The following is an 18,358-nucleotide window of genomic DNA, read 5'->3' as shown; positions in this document are numbered from 1 at the left end:
ATCGGAGAAGTAGTCCCACCAGGATTCGAACCTGGGTCGTTGCCCCCAGAAGGCAACAGGATTGGCCACTACCCCATGGGACTTCGCATCAGTTCGTACTTCGCGGGTATTTGTAAACGTTGCGTGTCGGTTCCGCCGTGGGATTTTATGGCACGGTGACGGACAGACGTGCATAAACCGCCAGCTATTTGCCCCTATTCTATCCACTGTCGTGTATGTACGTCGGACGTTTCGTCGTCGTTGGCCCCGGAATCGGTGCGTATCGCGTCTCCTCTCGGTCCTTCCCGAACCGACAGGTCGTCGACCGGGACGACGCCCTGACCGTCGGGCCGACGCCCGACGCCCCCGAGACCGACAACCCCTACATCGCCTACAACTGCGTCCGCGAGGGCGGCGACTACGTCGTCGTCGGCAACGGCTCGCAGGTCGACCCCGTCGCGGAGAAACTCGACCTCGGCTACCCGCCGCGCGACGCGCTCGCGGAGATTCTGCTCGCGCTCGACTACGAGAAAGACGACTACGACACGCCCCGCATCGCCGGCGTCGTCGGCGACGACGAGGCCTTCATCGGTATCGTCCGCAAGGACGCCCTCGTCGTCGAAGCCGTTACCGAACCGACGCTCGTGGCGACCTACGAGGAAGACGACCCCCGCGCGTTCGACCTCGACGCGGAGACCGCCGCCGACGCGGCCCGCGAACTGTACGACCACGAGTTCGAACACGCCGTCTGCGCCGCCGCCGCGACCGTCGGCGACGCGGTCGAGACCGCCTTCTACAACGGCGAGTAACGCGACTTCGGCGTCTCGCCGCGGGCGGGCGCGCTGTCGTACGAGCCACCTCGGCCCGAGATTTTTCAGCCGCGCTCTCGTACACGGAGCCATGCGTCTGGGCGTCATCTCGGACGTGCACGGGAACCTCCCGGCACTCGAAGCGGTGCTCGAATCGATGCCCTCGGTCGACCGACTGGTCTGCGCCGGCGACGTGGTCGGCTACAACCCGTGGCCCGAGGAGTGCGTGTCCGAACTCGCAGAACGGGACGTGCCGACCGTCTCGGGGAACCACGACCGCGCGGTCACGTCGGGGACTGGCTTCCGCTTCAACAGCATGGCGGCCGCGGGCGTCGACTACGCCCGCGACGCGCTGTCGCCGGCGTCGATGGAGTGGCTCTCCGGGCTTCCGAAGACCCGAACCCTCGCCGACGGGCGGGTCAAACTCGCCCACGGCCATCCGAACCACCCCGACCGCTACACCTATCCCGACGACTTCTCGCCGTCGCTCCTCGACGACGAGGACCTGCTGGTGTTGGGTCACACTCACGTCCAGGGCCACCGAATCTACGACGACGGAATCGTGCTGAACCCCGGTAGCGTCGGCCAGCCCCGCGACGGCGACCCGCGGGCGGCCTACGCGGTCGTCGACCTCGACGCGATGGAAATCGAGGCGGAACGCGTCAACTACGACATCGACCGCGTCGCGGAGCGCGTGCGCGAGGCCGGCCTGCCGGAGCGACTGGCGAGTCGGCTGTACGAGGGAAAATAGGGGGAACGCGAGGAGCTGTCCTGAAGCCGTCAGTTCGACACCGGTTCGAGCCGCGCCGAGAAATGCCGAAGCTCCTTCATCGGCGGCTCCGCGACGATTTCGAGGCCGCCGTACTCGCCGGCGGAGTCCATCACCTTCGCGGCCGTCTCAGCGACGTGTTCGAGGTGTTCGCGGCTGTATGTGCGCCGCGGGAGCGCGAGGCGCACGAGGTCCGGCCGGTCGGTGCCGGGGAACGCGAAGCCGCCGAGTTCGACGCCGCGAACGCCGCCTTCGAGGTAGAGCGCGCAGACGAGTTCCTGTCCGGGGAACTCCTCTTTCGGGATGTGCGGGAACACCTCGCCGGCATCGAGATAGACCGCGTGGCCGCCGGTCGGCTGGTAGACGGGGACGCCGGCCTCGACCAGCAGGTCGCCCAGTTCGGCCACCTGCTCGACGCGGTCGGACACGTACGGCGGCGTGACGGCCTCGCGGAGGCCGACGGCCATCGCCTCGATGTCGCGGCCCGAGAGGCCGCCGTAGGTGGGAAAGCCCTCGTAGAGGATGGCGCGCTGTTTCGCGTGTTCGAACACCGTCTCGTCGCGCATCGCGGCGAAGCCGCCGATGTTGACGAGGGCGTCCTTCTTCCCGGACATGGTGATGGCGTCGGCGTGTTCAAACTGCGCGCGGGCGATTTCGGCAACCGAGTGGTTCTCGTAGCCCGCCTCGTGGGTCTTGATGAAGTGGGCGTTCTCCGCGAACCGGCAGGCGTCGATGACGAACATGGCGTCGATGTCGCGGGCGAACTCGGCGGTGGCGCGGATGTTCGCCATCGAGACCGGCTGGCCGGCGACGGAGTTGTTCGTGATGGTGAGGGCGACGACGGGAATCGCGTCGGCCCCGACCTCCTCGACGAGCGCGTAGCCCGCGTCGATGTCGAAGTTGCCCTTGAACGTCTCCGTCGAGTTGGGGTCGCGGGCGGCGGGCGACGGGCAGTCGACCGGCTCCGCACCCTGATTGACGACGTGGGCGCGGGTCGTGTCGAAATGGGAGTTGTTCGGCACCACGTCGCCGTCCTCCAAGAGGACGCCGTAGAGGACGTTCTCCGCGCCGCGGCCCTGATGGGTCGGCACGACGTGCTCGAAGCCCATCACGTCGCGGACCGACTCCGCGAGCCGGGCGAACGACTCGCTGCCGGCGTAGGCCTCGTCGCCGCGAATCATCGCCGCCCACTGCTCTGCGGACATCGTTCCCGTCCCCGAATCGGTCAAGAGGTCGATGTACACGTCGCGAGCGTCGAGGTTGAACGCGTTGTAGCCGGCGCGTTCGAGGGCGGCCTCGCGCTCCTCGCGCGAGGGGAGTTCGATGGGCTCGACCATCTTCGCCTTGTACGATTTCATGCCCGCAATAGGCCCGCGAATGTGAAGTAATCGGCAGGCGGAAAATCGAGGGACGACGCCCGATTTTCGGCGCTCGTGGACTGGTGTGTGCATCGGTGTCGCCGGCTGTTCCGTTCTCGCCACGAGCCGACTTCAGCGACCGCCGACGACCACCGGTCGAGCGATGTCACTTTCGGGGACGCGAGCGCGCGAGAAACTGCTTCGAGAGCAGCGACGAGAACCGGCTCAGAACTCGTCTTGGATGATGCCGAGCGTCTCCTCTCGGTCGTCCCACGCCACGAAGATGGCGACGGAGGTCGCGGAGGTGATGGCGTCGTGGATGTTGATGCCGGCCTCGGACAGCGGCTCGACGATGTCGAGGATGACGCCGGGGCGGTTCGGGAGTTCGCCGCCGGTGACGCGGACGACGGCGATGTCGTCTTCGACGGTGACCGACGACAGCGCGTCGTCGGCGACGACGCGGTCGTGGAGGACGGCCTCGGCCCGGTCGGAATCGTCTTCGAGGACGTAGAACGTGATGGAGTCCATCCCGGAGGCGACCGAATCGACGTTGATGTCCTCCTCTCGGAGCGCGGTCGAGAGGTCCGCGAGGATGCCCGGTCGGTTGCGAATCGCCCGCCCGGCGACGGTGAGACACGCGAGGGGCTCTTCCTGCATGTCGATGAGGTTGTGGAACTCGCCTTCGATGAGCGTCCCGCCGGTGAGCAGGTCGCCGTGCTGGTAGTGGACGACGCGAACGTCCAGCGCCGCGTCCTTGTACGAGAGCGCGGACGGCGCGACGACCTCGGCCCCGCGGAACGAGAGGTTTCGGAGTTCGTCGACGGTGATGCGGCCGACGTTGCGCGCGCCTTCGACCACGCGCGGGTCGCCGGTCATGACGCCCTCCACGTCGGTCACGATGACGACCTCGTCGGCGTCCATGTAGTTGCCGAGCATCACGGCGGAGGTGTCGGAGCCGCCGCGACCGAGCGTCGTGATTTCGCCGTCGTGATTCTGCGCGAGGAAGCCGGTGATGACCGGGACGACGCCGTCGAGTTCGGCGGCGAGCTTCGCGGCCCGCTCTCTGGTCGCCTCGACGTCGACCTCGCCGAGGTCGTTCGTGATGACCGGCCACTCGTCGGTGCCGGGTTCGACGAACAGGGCGTTGACGCCGCGGGCGGCCAGCGCCGCCTTGAGCATGCGCACGCTGGTCCGCTCGCCCATCGAGACGATTTCGGCGCGGTCGCGGTCGTCGGCCTCGAACTTGATCTCGTCGAGGAGGTCGTCGGTCGTCGAGCCCATCGCGGAGGCGACGACGGCGATTTCGTGGCCGTGTTCGACGGCCGCGGCGATGGAGTCGGCGGCGCGGTTGATTCGGTCGCCGCTACCGAGCGAGGTGCCGCCGAACTTCGCGACTACGCGCATCGTTCCTCCGGTGCGTGGCGTCGCTTCGGGGCTCCGTTGGTAAACATGCGAGGGGCTAACGCGGGGGGACGTATAACTATGTCCTCCGATTCAACCGTTGCCGTCACCCGCGAGTCCGGCGCTGAGACGGCCCATACCGACGGCTCGCGGGCGGAGATTTATCACCGAAGCCGCGGAACGTTCGGGCATGGATGTCAGAGACGCCGTTGACACCGACGCCGAGGCGCTCGCCGCCGTCGCCGACGCGCCGATACGGGCGATGCGTCGGCTGATACGCGACCGGACGGTCCGCCTCGCCACCGCCGAGACGAGTTCGGACCCCCACGCCGACGCGCCGGCCGACGACGAACCGGTGCTCGGCTTCGTCGGCTTCGACGTCCGCGACGGCGTCCTCCACGTCACCCGCCTCGGCGGCACCGAGGCGGCGGTGCGGCGACTGCTCGAAGAGCCGCTGCGCTTCGCCAGCGCCGAAGACCTGCCGGTCGAGGTGCTCGTCCTCGAATCCGAGGCTCCGCTGTGCGAGGCGGTCGAGCACGTCGGCTTCGACCGCGTCGGCCACGGCCCGCGGTTCGAAGGGTCCCCGACGCTTCGGTACGTCCTCGACGAGACGGGATAGTCGAGCCTCGCGGCCGGCGAGAACGACGGAGGGAATACATACCTCCCGCTCGTCAGGTGGTCCATGACCGAACGACGCGGGTACCGGCGACCGGAAGTGAGACGGCCGTGACGGCGGTCGAAGAGCTGTTCGTCTCGCTCGCCGGGTCGAGCCCGGTGATGCAGGGCCTCCTCGGCGGCATCGTCATCGCCGGGATGAACATGCTCGGCGCGCTCCTCATTCTCGTCTGGCGCGACCCCTCGAAGCGCTCGCTCGACACGCTCCTCGGCTTCGCCGCCGGCGTCATGCTCGCCGCGAGTTTCACGAGCCTCATCCTCCCCGGCATCGAGGCGGCGGGCGGGAGTCCGGTTCCCGTCCTCGTCGGCTTCGTCATCGGCGTCGTCGTCCTCGACCAAGCCGACCTGTGGATTCCGCACGTCCACATCCTCGTGACCGGCAAGACCCGAGCGGACGCCCCGGAGACGGACAAAAAGATGGCCTCAGTCATCCTGTTTATCGTCGCCATCACCATCCACAACATGCCCGAGGGTCTCGCCGTCGGGGTCGGCTTCGGCTCCGGCGACCTCGGGACCGCCATCCCGCTGATGCTCGCCATCGGCATCCAGAACATCCCCGAGGGGCTGGCCGTCTCCATCGCCGCCGTCAACGCCGGGCTTCGGAACACGACCTACGCGACGTTCGCGGGCATCCGCGCCGGCCTCGTGGAGATTCCGCTCGCCGTCTTCGGCGCGTGGGCCATCCAGTACGCCGCGGCGCTGCTTCCCTACGCGATGGGCTTCGCCGCCGGCGCGATGCTGTTCGTCATCTCCGACGAAATCGTCCCCGAGACGCACTCGAACGGCCACGAGCGCGTGGCGACGTTCGGGACGATGGTCGGCGTCGTCGTGATGCTCTACCTCGACGTGACGCTCGGGTAGTCGAAGCAGCGGCGCAATGCCCGAAAACAGGGCGCTCCGGGAACCTGCAAAAACGGGAGTTCGAGTGGAAGCGAAGGGGTTCAGTCGTCGAGTTGCCGGTAGAAAGTCGCTGTCGAGTGCGCGTCAATCGTCCGCGAGCGGCGGCTCGGACGGGACCTCATGGTCCGAGAGCCCGGCGGTCGGCGCGAGGTACTTCGCCGGGTCGAACGCGTCGAGGTCGTCGCCGGCGGCCACGCGTGCCGGCCAGTCCGGGTTGGCGAGCGCGCTCGTGCCCAGCGTGAACAGGTCCGCGCCAGCGTCGACGGCGGCCCGCGCCGCGTCCGGGTCGCCGAGCCCGCCGTTGGCGATGACGACCGTGTCATCCGTGACGTACTCGGCGGCGGCCTCAGCGAGCGACGGGCCGTCCGCGCCGAAAGTCGGAGTCGTCGCGTCGGTCTCAGTCGTGTGAACGTAGTCGGCTCCGGCCGCCGACAGCTCCTCGAAGAAGACCGCGGCCGCGTCCTCGCCCTCGGGCCACTCGTAGTCGCCGGCGGTCACTTTTTCCTGCGAGACGCGGATGCCGACGACGAACTCCTCGGGGACCGCGTCGGTGACCGCCGAAAGCACCTCGGCGGGGAATGTTACGCGGGACTCGGGACCGCCGCCGTACTCGTCGCCGCGTCGGTTCGCGTCCGCCGCGAGGAACTCGTTGAGCAGGTAGCCGTTCGCGCCGTGAAGTTCCACGCCGTCGAAGCCGGCTTCGACCGCGTTCGTCGCCGCCCGCACGAACCCCTCGCGGGCGGTTGCGAGGTCGGTCTCGTCGGCCGCCTTCGGGACCGCGAACTCGCCGCTGCCGCCGTAGGCCTCGGCCTTCTGGCCGTCTGGCTGGACCGCGGAGGGTGCGAGCGTCCGGTCGCCGTCGAGGTGGGGGTTGCCCTGCGACTGCGCCCCGGCGTGCATCAACTGCGCGAAAATCGGCGTGTCGACCTCGTGGACGGCGTCCGTGACGGTCGTCCACGCCTCGACGTGGTCGTCGGTGACGAGTCCCGGCTGGTTCAGATAGCCCTGACTGTACGCGTCGTCCGTGTAGACGCCCTCGGTGACGAGAAAGCCGAAGCCGCCGTCGGCGAACTTCCGGTAGTAGTGGGCCATCTCGTTGGTCGCCAAGCCCTCGTCGGTGGCGCTGATGCGCGTCATCGGTGCCAGCCCGACTCGGTTGACGAGCGACAGGTCGTTCAGGCTCGTCGCGTCGAACAGCGCGTCGTCAGTCATCACCGATGCTGTGCGCGTCGCGGATAAAAAGCGACGGCGGAATGGTCCCGACCGTCGCACATCCGGCGTGCTAACAAGGATCATACTGTCGGGAGAGCGGTCGCTGAGTCGAACGGTCGTCAGTAGTGAACGGCCGCCTCAGGAGAACTTCCGGACCGTCATGTTCAGCGTGTCGAGGTCGACGATGGGCGCGTAGCCGGCGTCGGGGTCGATGTTGACCGATTTCTGGAAGTCGGTCTGGGCCTGCCAGCAGCCGGAGTTGACCGCGAGGACGTTGTGGTACTTGCCCCAGCCGAGTTTGTGGACGTGGCCGGTGTGGAAGATGTCGGGCACGTCCTCCATGACGAGGTAGTCGAGTTCCTCGGGCGCGAGGCGGGTGTGGCCCCCGAACTGCGGCGCGACGTGGCGCTTCTTCAGGAGCTGGTACATCGCCTTGTGCGGCTCGTCGTAGCTCGCCTTGTCGGCCGGCAGCTCGGCGATGACCTCGTCGAGCGAGACGCCGTGGTACATGAGCACGTTGACGCCTTCGAGCGTGACCATCGAAGGGTTGCTCGTGATGCGGGCGTCGTGAGCCGACATGATGTCGCGGAGTTCGTCGTCGAAGCCGGGTTGGGGCTCCGCGAGTCGGACCGCGTCGTGGTTGCCCGGAATCATCACGATTTCCAGGTCGCCGGGCACCGATTTGAGGTGTTCGGAGAACGCCTCGTACTGCTCGTAGATGTCGATGACGTCGAGTTCTTCGTCCTGATTCGGGTAGACGCCGACGCCTTCGACCATGTCGCCGGCGATGAGGAGATACTCGATTCGCGCTGCCTCCTCGGTGTGGAGCCAGTCGGCAAAGCGGTTCCACGCGTCGGCCATGAACTCCTGACTGCCGACGTGCACGTCGGAGATGAGCGCCGCCTGCACGTCCCTGTCGGCGGTGTTGGGGCGGTGGCTCCGCGGCACGTCGGGGAAATGCATCGAGTCGACGAAGAGGATGCCCGCGTCGCCCGACAGCGTCCCCTGCACGGCGATGCACTCGTCCATGAGGAGTTCGTCGACGTAGCCCGCGATGTCCTTGTCCTTCATCACGAGACAGGGGAACGTCCCCGTCGTGTCCTCGAGGTCGATAATCCAGTGGCCGCTCTTGGTGGAGCGCACGTCGTCGACGAGGCCGATGAGTTCGGCGTCCTCGCCGCCGGACATGTTCGAGATGGCCTTCGCGGGGCGGTGGTTGACGCGCCCGCGGAGCAGCTTCGAGAGCTTCTCGTAGCGGTCGCGGAACACCTTCACGAAGTCGTCGTACTCGCCGGTCCCCGTCGACTGGCCGGTCATGTCGTTGGCGATTTCGAGGGACCGAAGCGCCGGGTCGACGTTCCGACCGCCCGATGTCCCCTGCGCTTCGGCTGGAGCAGACTGGTCGGTGTGGGCCGCGTTGTCGTGCGATGTTGCAGCGGAAACGGAGGGGTCTGATGCGGCGGAGGCGGCTGGGTCGGCATCCGCGGCGTTCGCAGCGTCCGCAGCGGCCGGGGGCGTCGGTTCGGTTCCCGACGGGTCCGCGGCGGGGGCGGACGCGAGCACCTCGCGGACGTGGTCGGCGGTGATGCGAAGCGCGTTGTCCGGGGCGGCTTCGACGACGCGGGCGAGGGTTCGGCCGGGGTCGTCGGAGCCGGCGATGAGGGTCACGGCCTCGCGTTCGGCGTTGTAGCCGCGACCGACGAGCGTCCGGACGATGCGCGCCGGCGTCTCCAGTGGCACACCCGGAGTGCGCGACACGCGGCAAAAAGGATGCCGAAACCCAGAACGTTGAAACCCAGTCCGGGTAAACTGGGAGTGATGAGTGACGACGATGGCCGCCCGCCCTCCCCCGACTCGCGGCGCGGTCCAACCTCCGACGAAGGCGTGCTAACTCGGCTTCGGACGGCAGAGGAGGGGCCGCTTCTGTTCGTCCGCGAACTCCTGACGAGCGCGCTCGCCGTGTTGGCCGTCGGGTTGCTCCTGTTCGCGCTGAGCGGCGTGTGGCCGCCGATGGTCGCCGTCGAAAGCGGGAGCATGGAACCGCACATGCACAAAGGCGACCTCGTGTTCATCACGGGGCCGGAGCGATACGCCCCCGACTCGGCGGTCGAGGGGACCGCCGTCGTCACGGCCGAGACGGGCGCGGAGGTCGACTACCGGAAGTTCGGCGGCCCCGGGAGCGTCATCGTCTACGACGACCCCGGGTCGGCAGGTCCCCCGATTATCCATCGGGCGATGTTCTGGGTCGACGACGGAGAGAACTGGTACGACCGGGCGAACCCCGAGTACATGTCGGCCGACAACTGCCGAGAACTCGCCAACTGCCCCGCCGAGTACAGCGGCTTCATCACGAAAGGCGACAACAACCCCCGGTACGACCAAGTAAGCGGCATCGCCGACCCGGTCCGCCCCGAGTGGGTCCAAGGCGTCGCGCGAATCCGTATCCCGCTTCTCGGGTGGGTTCGGCTGACGCTCGCCAACTCGATGGCGACGACGACGCCGGTCGCGCCCGCCCCTGTCGAGTTCGTCGACGTGCCGACGATGGAAACGGCGGTTCCCGACGCGTCGACGGCAAACGCGGCGGGAAGCGACGCGCCGGCGACGACGGCACCGCTTCGGGTCGAAGCGGGGAACACACCGATGCGGACCGCCGCGCTCGCGGCGTGACGCGAGTGCACTAAAAGCGTCGGACGTTCTTCGTTCGTTCCTCAGTTGTCGAACCGCGCCTGCACGAACGGCTGTGCGCTCTCGATGTCGCCGAGTCGGGAGTCCGTCAGCAGGACGGCCTCGGTCTCGTCGATGGGGACGGACAGGCTGATTTCCTTGGTCCGGCCGTAGCGACCCTTCGAGACGACGACGGCGTTGACGATGCCGAGCATGTCGAGTTCCGAGATGAGGTCGGTGACGCGGCGCTGGGTCAGCACGTCGGCGTCGATCTCCTCGCAGAGGCGCTTGTAGATGTTGAACACCTCGCCGGTGTTGATGTTGCGGACGCCGTTTTTCTCCAGGAGGATGATGGCGAAGAGGACGATTTTCGACTGCGTGGGCAGGGTGCGGACGACCTCGACCACCCGGTCGAGTTCGATTTTGTCCTGCGCCTGTCGGACGTGGGCCTCCTCGACGGTGTCGGCCTGCCCGCGCTCCGCGAGTTCGCCGGCCGTGCGGAGCAGGTCGAGGGCGCGCCGGGCGTCGCCGTGTTCCTGCGCGGCGAACGCGGCGCACAGCGGAATCACGTCGTCGGTGAGCGCACCGGGCTTGAACGCCACGTCGGCGCGGTGCTGGAGGATGTCGCGGAGTTGGTTCGCGTCGTACGGCGGGAAGACGATTTCCTCCTCGCCGAGGCTCGACTTGACCCGGGGGTCGAGGAAGTCGGTGAACTTCAGGTCGTTCGAGATGCCCATGATGGAGATGCGGGAGTTGTCGAGTTCGGAGTTCATCCGCGAGAGGTTGTAGAGCGTGTCGTCGCCCGACTTCTCGACCAGTTTGTCGATTTCGTCGAGCATGATGACGACCACGCGCTCCTTGTAGTCGACCGCGTCGAAAAACGTCGTGTAGACGCGGTCGGTCGGCCACCCGGTCATCGGCACCGTCTCCATCTCGTCGGCGTCGTCGTCGAGTTCCGCCGCGCGCTCGTCGATTTCGGCGATGGAGTCGTAGGGCGTCTCTTCGAGGGCGTTGGGGTCTTCGGTCGCCCGCGTGCGCATCTCGTCGAGGCGCTCCTGTTCGGCCTCGATGCGCTCGACGTTCTTCTCGATGAACTTGTTCGCGAGCTGGGCGAGCACGCGGTACTGCGTGTCCGTCACCTCGCAGTTGATGTACTCGACCTCGCAGGGCACGTCGTACTTCTGGGAGGTAGATTCGAGCTCCTGGCTGACGAACTTCGCGCTCGCGGTCTTCCCGGTCCCCGTCTTCCCGTAGATGAGGATGTTCGACGGCGTCTCTCCGCGCAGGGCGGAGACGAGAATCGTCGCCATCTGGTTTATCTGGTCAGTCCGGTGCGGGAGTTCGTGTGGCGTGTACGACGGGCGGAGGACTTCCTTGTTCTCGAAAATCGGCTCGCCGGCGAGAAGGTCGTCGAACAGCCCTTTCGACCCTTCGTCGTCGTTGAGAACGACTTTGTCGAGGCCGACGTCGGGGTCTTTGTGCTGGTCGAGGTCCTCGTCGGACGCGTCGGGTGCGTCGGCGTCGGGACCGATGCTCGCCTGAATGTCGATGTCTTCGGGCGACACGTCGTCCTCGACGGCGGAACTGTCGGCGGAACCGTCGGCGGAACCGTCACCGCCGGACGCGTCGTTACTGGGTATGTCGTCGGTGTCGGTGCCAGCATCGGCGTCGGCGTCCGCGCCGCCATCGTCCGGCGTGCTGTTCCCGGCTTCCCCTCGTGCGCCGCCTCGCGGATTCTCTTCCTCGTCCATCGTGAATACCCCTTTGTTTCAAGTGGAATAGTCGCCCGCGGCGGCGTATAGGGTGCGTGAAGCCGGTGATAGTCGGCATTTACGCATCACGCCGAAGAAGGCGATTCCAGATGATGCAAAGGAACCAAACGAACAGTCGGTACAAAAATCTTACTTCTCCGACCCGTCCGCCGCCGTTCGACCGGAACTCGGCCGGACGGGACCGTTTCAACACGAGAACCCGCGCGTATCAGTATCGCTCCCCCGGCGATGTCGTCGGTACCGGCGGTCGCTGGGAGACGAACCAGACGGCGAGCAGACAAATCGAGTCGCGTCGGAAAGTCGGCTCGGGTCGAGTCGAGTCGAAACAGGCCGAGACCGAACAAGTCGAGACCGAACAAGTCGAGTCGGCCGAGTGGTGGGTAACGAGTTGCGCCGGCAACTGCGCGGCAGCGTGACTGAACGATGGTGGGTAGCCGGATGGGTGTCGGAGACCGAGTACCGACAGTAACTGAGCAGTGGCGGTGACCGACCAACGGGCGTCGTTGGAGTGGAACTCGACGTGCGATGTGTCCCCGACAGGAAAACTCGATGGGAGTGACCCCTTCGTTTCGTGTGGAGATGCCCGAATAACGATTTGGACGAATTCGAGTAGTAGAGCGAGTATCAACCCTGTGTAACGTCTCGATTTCTTCTGCAATTAACTGTCGTTCTCCAGTTCGACGGGAAACGCCTGCGTCTCGATTCCCCCACACCCCTTCGTTTCAGGTGGAGCCGCGAGCAGGAGGGGAGGGGGTCTCGGCAGTCTTTGTATAGCGGTGGTTTTATCACAGATATCCGCATACCATACCCGTAGTAGAGAGAAAACTAATATTATTACTTGTTCCATCTATTCAATTAACATCCGATCGCCGTCTAGCGGTCTCCCCCCACCCACCCCTTCGGCCCGTTCCACCTGAAACGAAGGGGTGGGGGTGTTGCCTTGCGAGTCGTTCACGTCCCGCAGCTCGTGTCATCTTATCAGAACTACGACTACTGCGGCGAGGACAGAGTGCGGGGAGGTCGGCGCGGCGGCTTCAGTACCCTCGTCGTGTTCGAGAGACGCTGCGGTACTCTGGAGGTCACTGCTCGGTGTCCGTTCGAGTTACGCACGTGTACGCCCAAAGTAACAACTAAGCGAATGCGGTACCGCCGCCGAGCGGCCGCCTTTCGGTCGCTCGGTACGTTCCGACCGAACGCCGGCCTGTCGATTTCGTCGTTCGCGTTCGTCCAATCGGACTGACCGCCGTCACCGACGTTCTTTTCTGTCGTTTTGTCGACCACGTGACTGGTGTCTGACGTAGTGCTTAAGTGAGTCCGGTTGGGTGATACCTCCATACGCCCTCCACGACGCGTTCGGGAGGTGCGGGAGGCCCAGGATGGGACTGCTCACAGATTTAAGAGACAGCATCTCACGAGTCGTCGACCGGCTCTTTTCGGAGAGCGAGCCGAAGCGGATCGGTATATATGGCCCGCCCAACGCCGGGAAGACGACTCTCGCAAATCGTATCGCCCGTGATTGGACCGGTGACGCCGTCGGTCCCGAGAGCCACATCCCTCACGAGACTCGCCGCGCCAGGCGGAAAGAGAACGTCGAAATCGAGCGGAACGGCAAGAAAGTCACTATCGACATCGTCGACACCCCGGGGGTTACGACGAAGGTCGATTACAAGGAGTTCCTCGAACACGACATGGAGAAAGACGACGCCGTTCGCCGGTCCCGCGAGGCGACCGAGGGCGTCGCCGAGGCCATGCACTGGCTCCGCGAGGACGTCGACGGCGTCATTTACGTGCTCGACAGCACGAAGGACCCGATATCGCAGGTCAACACGATGCTCATCGGTATCATCGAGAGCCAGGACCTGCCCGTGCTCATCTTCGCGAACAAAATCGACCTCGAAGACTCGAACGTCGAGCGCATCGCGAACGCGTACCCACAGCACGAAACAGTCGAGTTGTCAGCGCTCGAAGGGGAGAACATGGACGAAGTGTACGCCAAAATCGCGAAGTACTTCGCGTGATTCACCATGCCTGAAGCAACCGCCTCCGACAACGGCTCCGACGGGGTCCAGATAGACCTCTTCAGCGGGAATCGGATGGCAAACCTCACCAGCATGGAGAAGATTCGACTCATCCTCGACGGCGTCCGTGACGGAAACATCGTCATCCTGGAGGAAGGCCTCTCGCCCGACGAGGAGTCGAAGCTTATCGAAGTCACGATGGCCGAGATAAGCCCCGACGAGTTCAACGGTATCGAAATCGAGACGTATCCGCGTTCGCAGACCGCAGACCAGAGCTTCCTCGACCGGCTCATGGGCCGACAGTCGACCCAGAAGCTCACGGTCATTGGTCCTGCGAACCAGATTCAGACGCTTCACAAGGACGAGAATCTCATCAGCGCGCTCGTCTCGCGAAAGTAGGGGGCCCCACGAACGCCCTCACGCGCCATCCGGCGCCAACATCCACCAATGCCACATCAATGCACCACGTGCGGTAAGGTGTTCCCCGACGGCTCGAAGGAGATGCTCTCGGGGTGCCCGAGCTGCGGCGGCAACAAGTTTCAGTTCAAGCCCGCGTCGAGCGGGAGCGCTCCCGCGAGCGCAAGCGACGATACGCCGTCGACGGGCGGCGCCGGAACGCGGGACCTGAGCTCCTCGGCGGCCGACGCCGTCCGAGACCGCGCACAACAGCAGTCCCATCCCGACTCGACCGACGAGGAGTCGATGACCGTCAGCGACTGGGCGAACGCGAATGCGGACGCGAACGCCCCACAGCGATCCGAGACCGGTGACACCGCCGGTTCGACCCGAAGCGAACCGTCGTCGACCGGTGCGGCCGGGTCGAGCGACGCGGCCGACGCGGGTGGCGAACCCGAAGACAAACCTCGTGGTTGGGGCGAGTGGCCGTCCGCGCCCGGCGAGTCTCCGGGAGCAGACCCGCAGGAGCCCCCAGCGTCGCGGAACAAATCCCGAGGTGAGCCCGCGACGGAGCGACCCAGTAGCTCGGCGGACTCGGCTTCGCCGCCGGACCGCGACCCCGATAAAATCAACGCGCGCGAGACGGACGAGGACAACTCCCAGAAGAGCGCTCGGAGCGATGTCGTCACGCCGGAGGAACTCGCCGCCGCCGACGCGAACCGACGCGGTTCGGGGGCTGAGACGCCGTCGGAAGCGCCGCCCGCCTCCGAGGGGGCGGCCGGTCAGCCCGCCGACGCGCCCACGGATGCGGACGGCACAGTCATCGAGCCTTCGTCCGACGAGCGGCCCGACCTGGACCAGCTTCGCGAGGAGCTCAACGACCAGTTCGAGAGCATCAAAATCGTCAACCCCGGGCAGTACGAACTCAACCTCATGGAGCTGTACGACCGAAGCGAGTACATCATCTCGCTCCGCGAGGACGGCCGGTACGTCATCGAAGTTCCGGACACGTGGGGCCCCGGTAACCGCGAGGACTGAACGCGCTTTCCGCGCCGCCCGACTTTTCACCCCGTCGTTTCCGGTGGAACGCCGACCGTCCGGCCTCGTACGCACGAGTCCATCCGTCGAATCGGCACAACCGTTATATACGATAGTTGAGAGTATATCTCCTTGGGGAAGCGCTATGTCCAATCCGCACAACGAAAAGGTCGCTGAGTGGGCGTCGCTCCTCGGAGCGTCGCTCCCGACCGCGCGACCAGACGACCCCGACCTCGATACCGCTGACAGCACGGGGTAACGACCGCCGCGGCGAGGCCCGGCGGACGCTTTACTTTCACCCCGCTCTGCGAACCCTTATCGGCAAGGGCGAGCAATCGTCACCGATGTCGGCCTCCGAGGACGTTGCGTACGTGGACCACCCGCTACTCGCGCCGTCGTTCATCGAGCGGCGGCTCTATCAGATTCGCCTCGCTGGGACCGCGCGCGACGGCCACACGCTGGTCTGTCTCCCTACTGGTCTCGGGAAGACGACCGTCAGCCTGCTCGTCACCGCCCAGCGCCTCCACGACGTGGGCGGAACGTCGCTGTTTCTCGCGCCCACGAAGCCGCTGGTCCAGCAGCACGCCGATTTCTACCGCGAGGCGCTGACCGTCCCGGACGACGAAATCGTCGTCTTCACCGGCGACGTTCGGCCCGACGACCGGGCCGAACTCTGGCAGGAGGCCCAAATCGTCATCGCCACGCCGCAGGTCATCGAAAACGACCTCATCGGCAACCGCATCTCGCTTCGGGACGTGACGCACCTCACCTTCGACGAGTGCCACCGCGCGAGCGGCGACTACGCCTACGTCTACATCGCAGAGCGCTACCACGCCGACGCCGAAGACCCGCTCGTCACGGGGATGAGCGCCTCGCCCGGCGGCGACGAGGAGGCCATCCTCGAAGTCTGTGAGAACCTCGGCATCGTCGACGTGGAGGTGATGACCGAGGAGGACGCCGACGTGTCGGAGTACACCCACGACACGGACGTGGAGTGGAACCGCATCCAACTCCCCGACGAGATTCTGGAGATACGCGACGCCCTCAACGAGGTCATCACCGACCGACTGGAGAAGCTCAAGCAGTTGGGCGTCACCAAATCGACGAAGCCCGATATCTCCCAGAAGAAGCTCAACCGGATGCGCGCGGAGCTCCAGCGGCTGATGAACGCCGACAAGTCGGAGGGCTATAAGGGGATGTCGACGCACGCGGAGGTGATGAAGCTCCGCCGGGCGGTCGAACTCGTCGAGACCCAGTCGGTGGAGTCGGTCCGGCGGTACTTCGAGCGCCAGCGCAACGCCGCCCGGTCGTCGGGCGCCTCGAAGGCGAGCCAGCGACTCGTCGCCGAGCCGAAGGTCCGCGAGGCGATGCGGAAAGCCGAGTCGTTCGACGGCCTCCACCCGAAGTTCAGGAAGACGCGCATCCTCCTCGCGGAGACGCTCGGCATCCAGAACGGCGAGCGCGTCATCGTCTTCACCGAGTCGCGCGACACGGCCGAGGCGCTGACGGAGTTCCTCTCGGAGAGCTTCTCGGTCCGGCGGTTCGTCGGGCAGGGCGACCGCGAAGGCTCTGACGGGATGACCCAAAACGAACAGCAGGAGACCCTCGACAAGTTCCGAAACGGCGAGTTCGAGGTACTCGTATCGACCTCCGTCGCGGAGGAGGGCCTCGACGTGCCCGAGGTCGACCTCGTGCTCTTTTTCGAACCCGTGCCGACCGCTATCCGGTCCATCCAGCGGAAGGGGCGGACCGGCCGGCAGGCCGACGGTCGCGTGGTCGTCCTCCTCGCGGAGGACACCCGCGACGAGGCGTACTTCTGGATATCGCGCCGCCGCGAGAAGACGATGCAAAACGAGCTTCGGGACCTCAAGGGCGCGGCCGACGACCTCGAAGCCGAACTCGACCCCTCCCAACGCGACCTCTCGGCGTTCGCGGGAGACGACGGCAGCTCCGCCGGTAGCGCGGGGAGTTCCACCGGAAACGAGGGGGTTGACGCCGCGAGCGAGGGCGATGCGAACGGGGCGTCGGCTGCCGCGTCATCCGCCTCGAACGCCCGGACCGCGACCGCCGCGGCGACCGACTCGGACGGACAGTCCGGCCTCGCCGACTTCGGTCCATCGGACGAGACGTTGGCGCGGGCGGACGACGGCGACGACAGCCACGACGAGGACGCCGACCCGGCCGACGAGGCAGGCGACTCGGATGCCGACCCATCATCGGAGTCCGGAGCCGACGGGAGCGACGAGGTGGACGACTCGGCCACCGTCGCCGCGGCGGGCACCGACGACGAGGACACCGTCGAAATCGTCGTCGACCAGCGCGAACTCGACTCCAACATCGCCCGCACCCTCTCGAAGCGCGAGGACCTGACGACCCGGCTGGAGACGCTCGCGGTCGGTGACTACGTCCTCTCGGACCGCGTCGCGGTCGAACGAAAGAGCGTCTCGGACTTCCTCGACACGCTCACGGGCGGCGACCGGTCGATATTCGAGCAGATAGCGGACCTCACGCGCCACTACGCCCGGCCGCTGCTCGTCATCGAGGGCCGCGGGCTCTACGAGGAGCGCAACATCCACCCCGGCGCGATTCGCGGGGCGCTGTCGTCGGTCGCGGTCGACTTCAACGTGAGCGTGCTGTTCACCGAGGACGAAGACGACACCGCGGAGCTGCTGGCGACCATCGCCACCCGCGAGCAGACGGACCGCGAGCGCACCGTGAGCGTCCACGGCGGCAAGAGCGCGAAGACGCTCGACGAGCAACAGGAGTACGTCGTCTCCGCCATCGCGGACATCGGCCCGGTCACGGCGCGGACGCTGCTCGAAGCGTTCGGAAGCGTCGAGGCGGTCATGACCGCAAACGAGGACGACCTCAAGGAGGTCCGCGGCGTCGGCCAAGTCACCGCCGAGCGAATCCGCGAGGTCGTCGGCTCGGAGTACCGCTGAGCAGCGGTCGCCGCCCACGACGCCTCAGGGGACGATAGTCACCGGGACGGCCTCGGCCCGAAGCACCGTCTCGGCGGCGCTCCCGAAGACCGTCCGCTCGACGATGCCGTCTTCGTGGTGACCCATCACGACGTGGTCGAAGCCGCCGCGCTCGACGGTGTCGAGAATCTCCTCACCGACGCGGTCGGCGGTCCACACGTCGACCGTGATGGTCGAAAGCTCCGGTTCGCCGCCGAAGTCGCCCGCTTTGAGTCTGCCGCGCGCGCCGTCGAGAATGGCCTCCGTCGCGTCGGTCTGGTTGTTCGTGTAGTGGACGACGTGGAGGCTTCCGCCCATCCCGTCGACCATCTCGATGGCGAAGTCGAGCGCGCGTTTGCTGGCGTCGGTGCCGTCGATGGGGATGAGAACGTCCATACGAAACAGAG

15 protein-coding genes and 1 tRNA gene are annotated in these 18,358 nt (G+C 66.4%); 9 read left to right on the top strand and 7 right to left on the bottom strand.

Annotated features, from left to right (window positions below):
* Positions 1-10 precede the first annotated feature (10 nt).
* Positions 11-83, bottom strand: a tRNA-Gln gene (locus ACSR87_RS07775).
* Between the two features lie 132 nt (positions 84-215).
* On the opposite strand from ACSR87_RS07775, the gene ACSR87_RS07770 reads away from it, so the two are divergent.
* Both ACSR87_RS07770 and ACSR87_RS07765 read left to right on the top strand, forming a co-directional pair.
* Positions 216-788 carry an IMP cyclohydrolase gene (locus tag ACSR87_RS07770; RefSeq protein WP_008576515.1) on the top strand — a complete coding sequence of 191 codons (573 nt, stop codon included), beginning with the start codon at positions 216-218 and terminating at the stop codon, positions 786-788.
* A 91-nt stretch (positions 789-879) separates the two neighbouring features.
* Positions 880-1,539 carry a metallophosphoesterase family protein gene (locus tag ACSR87_RS07765; protein WP_008576514.1) on the top strand — a complete coding sequence of 220 codons (660 nt, stop codon included), beginning with the start codon at positions 880-882 and terminating at the stop codon, positions 1,537-1,539.
* A gap of 29 nt (positions 1,540-1,568) precedes the next feature.
* Here ACSR87_RS07765 and ACSR87_RS07760 read toward each other — a convergent pair whose 3' ends face one another.
* On the bottom strand, positions 1,569-2,915 hold the full coding sequence (locus tag ACSR87_RS07760) for a tryptophanase (protein ID WP_498530081.1): 1,347 nt from the start codon (positions 2,913-2,915) through the stop codon (positions 1,569-1,571).
* A gap of 225 nt (positions 2,916-3,140) precedes the next feature.
* On the bottom strand, positions 3,141-4,319 hold the full coding sequence (locus ACSR87_RS07755; RefSeq protein ID WP_115801961.1) for an aspartate kinase: 1,179 nt from the start codon (positions 4,317-4,319) through the stop codon (positions 3,141-3,143).
* Positions 4,320-4,506: 187 nt separating this feature from the next.
* On the opposite strand from ACSR87_RS07755, the gene ACSR87_RS07750 reads away from it, so the two are divergent.
* The gene (locus ACSR87_RS07750; RefSeq protein WP_004044961.1) at positions 4,507-4,935 is read left to right on the top strand and encodes a hypothetical protein; all 429 of its coding nucleotides are present in this window, start codon (positions 4,507-4,509) and stop codon (positions 4,933-4,935) included.
* A gap of 107 nt (positions 4,936-5,042) precedes the next feature.
* Entirely contained in the window at positions 5,043-5,852 is an 810-nt protein-coding gene (locus ACSR87_RS07745) for a ZIP family metal transporter (RefSeq protein WP_498530080.1), read from the top strand.
* Between the two features lie 123 nt (positions 5,853-5,975).
* Here the strand turns inward: ACSR87_RS07745 and ACSR87_RS07740 are convergent, their stop codons facing one another.
* Both ACSR87_RS07740 and ACSR87_RS07735 read right to left on the bottom strand, forming a co-directional pair.
* Complete coding sequence (locus ACSR87_RS07740) at positions 5,976-7,103, bottom strand: oxidoreductase (RefSeq protein ID WP_498530079.1); 1,128 nt, start codon at positions 7,101-7,103, stop codon at positions 5,976-5,978.
* A 138-nt stretch (positions 7,104-7,241) separates the two neighbouring features.
* A complete protein-coding gene (locus tag ACSR87_RS07735) occupies positions 7,242-8,843 on the bottom strand; it encodes a DNA-directed DNA polymerase II small subunit (RefSeq protein WP_498530078.1) in 1,602 nt (533 codons plus the stop codon).
* Between the two features lie 144 nt (positions 8,844-8,987).
* Between ACSR87_RS07735 and ACSR87_RS07730 the strand changes: the two genes are divergently transcribed.
* Positions 8,988-9,770: a S26 family signal peptidase gene (locus tag ACSR87_RS07730; RefSeq protein ID WP_498531048.1), complete on the top strand. Its 783-nt coding sequence runs from the start codon at positions 8,988-8,990 to the stop codon at positions 9,768-9,770.
* A gap of 41 nt (positions 9,771-9,811) precedes the next feature.
* Here the strand turns inward: ACSR87_RS07730 and ACSR87_RS07725 are convergent, their stop codons facing one another.
* Positions 9,812-11,518, bottom strand: coding sequence for a Cdc6/Cdc18 family protein (locus ACSR87_RS07725; RefSeq protein WP_498530077.1), 1,707 nt, complete (start codon positions 11,516-11,518; stop codon positions 9,812-9,814).
* 1,397 nt (positions 11,519-12,915) lie between these two features.
* On the opposite strand from ACSR87_RS07725, the gene ACSR87_RS07720 reads away from it, so the two are divergent.
* The 4 genes from ACSR87_RS07720 (at position 12,916) to ACSR87_RS07705 (ending at position 17,933) form a co-directional block, all read left to right on the top strand.
* On the top strand, positions 12,916-13,557 hold the full coding sequence (locus ACSR87_RS07720; protein ID WP_004044952.1) for an Era-like GTP-binding protein: 642 nt from the start codon (positions 12,916-12,918) through the stop codon (positions 13,555-13,557).
* A 6-nt stretch (positions 13,558-13,563) separates the two neighbouring features.
* Positions 13,564-13,956, top strand: coding sequence for a DUF2073 domain-containing protein (locus tag ACSR87_RS07715; RefSeq protein ID WP_004044951.1), 393 nt, complete (start codon positions 13,564-13,566; stop codon positions 13,954-13,956).
* 48 nt (positions 13,957-14,004) lie between these two features.
* Positions 14,005-14,991, top strand: coding sequence for an OapC/ArvC family zinc-ribbon domain-containing protein (locus ACSR87_RS07710; RefSeq protein ID WP_498530076.1), 987 nt, complete (start codon positions 14,005-14,007; stop codon positions 14,989-14,991).
* A 344-nt stretch (positions 14,992-15,335) separates the two neighbouring features.
* Positions 15,336-17,933: a DEAD/DEAH box helicase gene (locus ACSR87_RS07705; RefSeq protein ID WP_498530075.1), complete on the top strand. Its 2,598-nt coding sequence runs from the start codon at positions 15,336-15,338 to the stop codon at positions 17,931-17,933.
* A gap of 24 nt (positions 17,934-17,957) precedes the next feature.
* Here the strand turns inward: ACSR87_RS07705 and ACSR87_RS07700 are convergent, their stop codons facing one another.
* Positions 17,958-18,347 carry a universal stress protein gene (locus ACSR87_RS07700; RefSeq protein ID WP_498530074.1) on the bottom strand — a complete coding sequence of 130 codons (390 nt, stop codon included), beginning with the start codon at positions 18,345-18,347 and terminating at the stop codon, positions 17,958-17,960.
* Positions 18,348-18,358 lie beyond the last annotated feature (11 nt).

This window comes from Haloferax sp. SDI50 (assembly GCF_059802635.1).
This window is presented reverse-complemented; position numbering and strand designations above follow the sequence as displayed.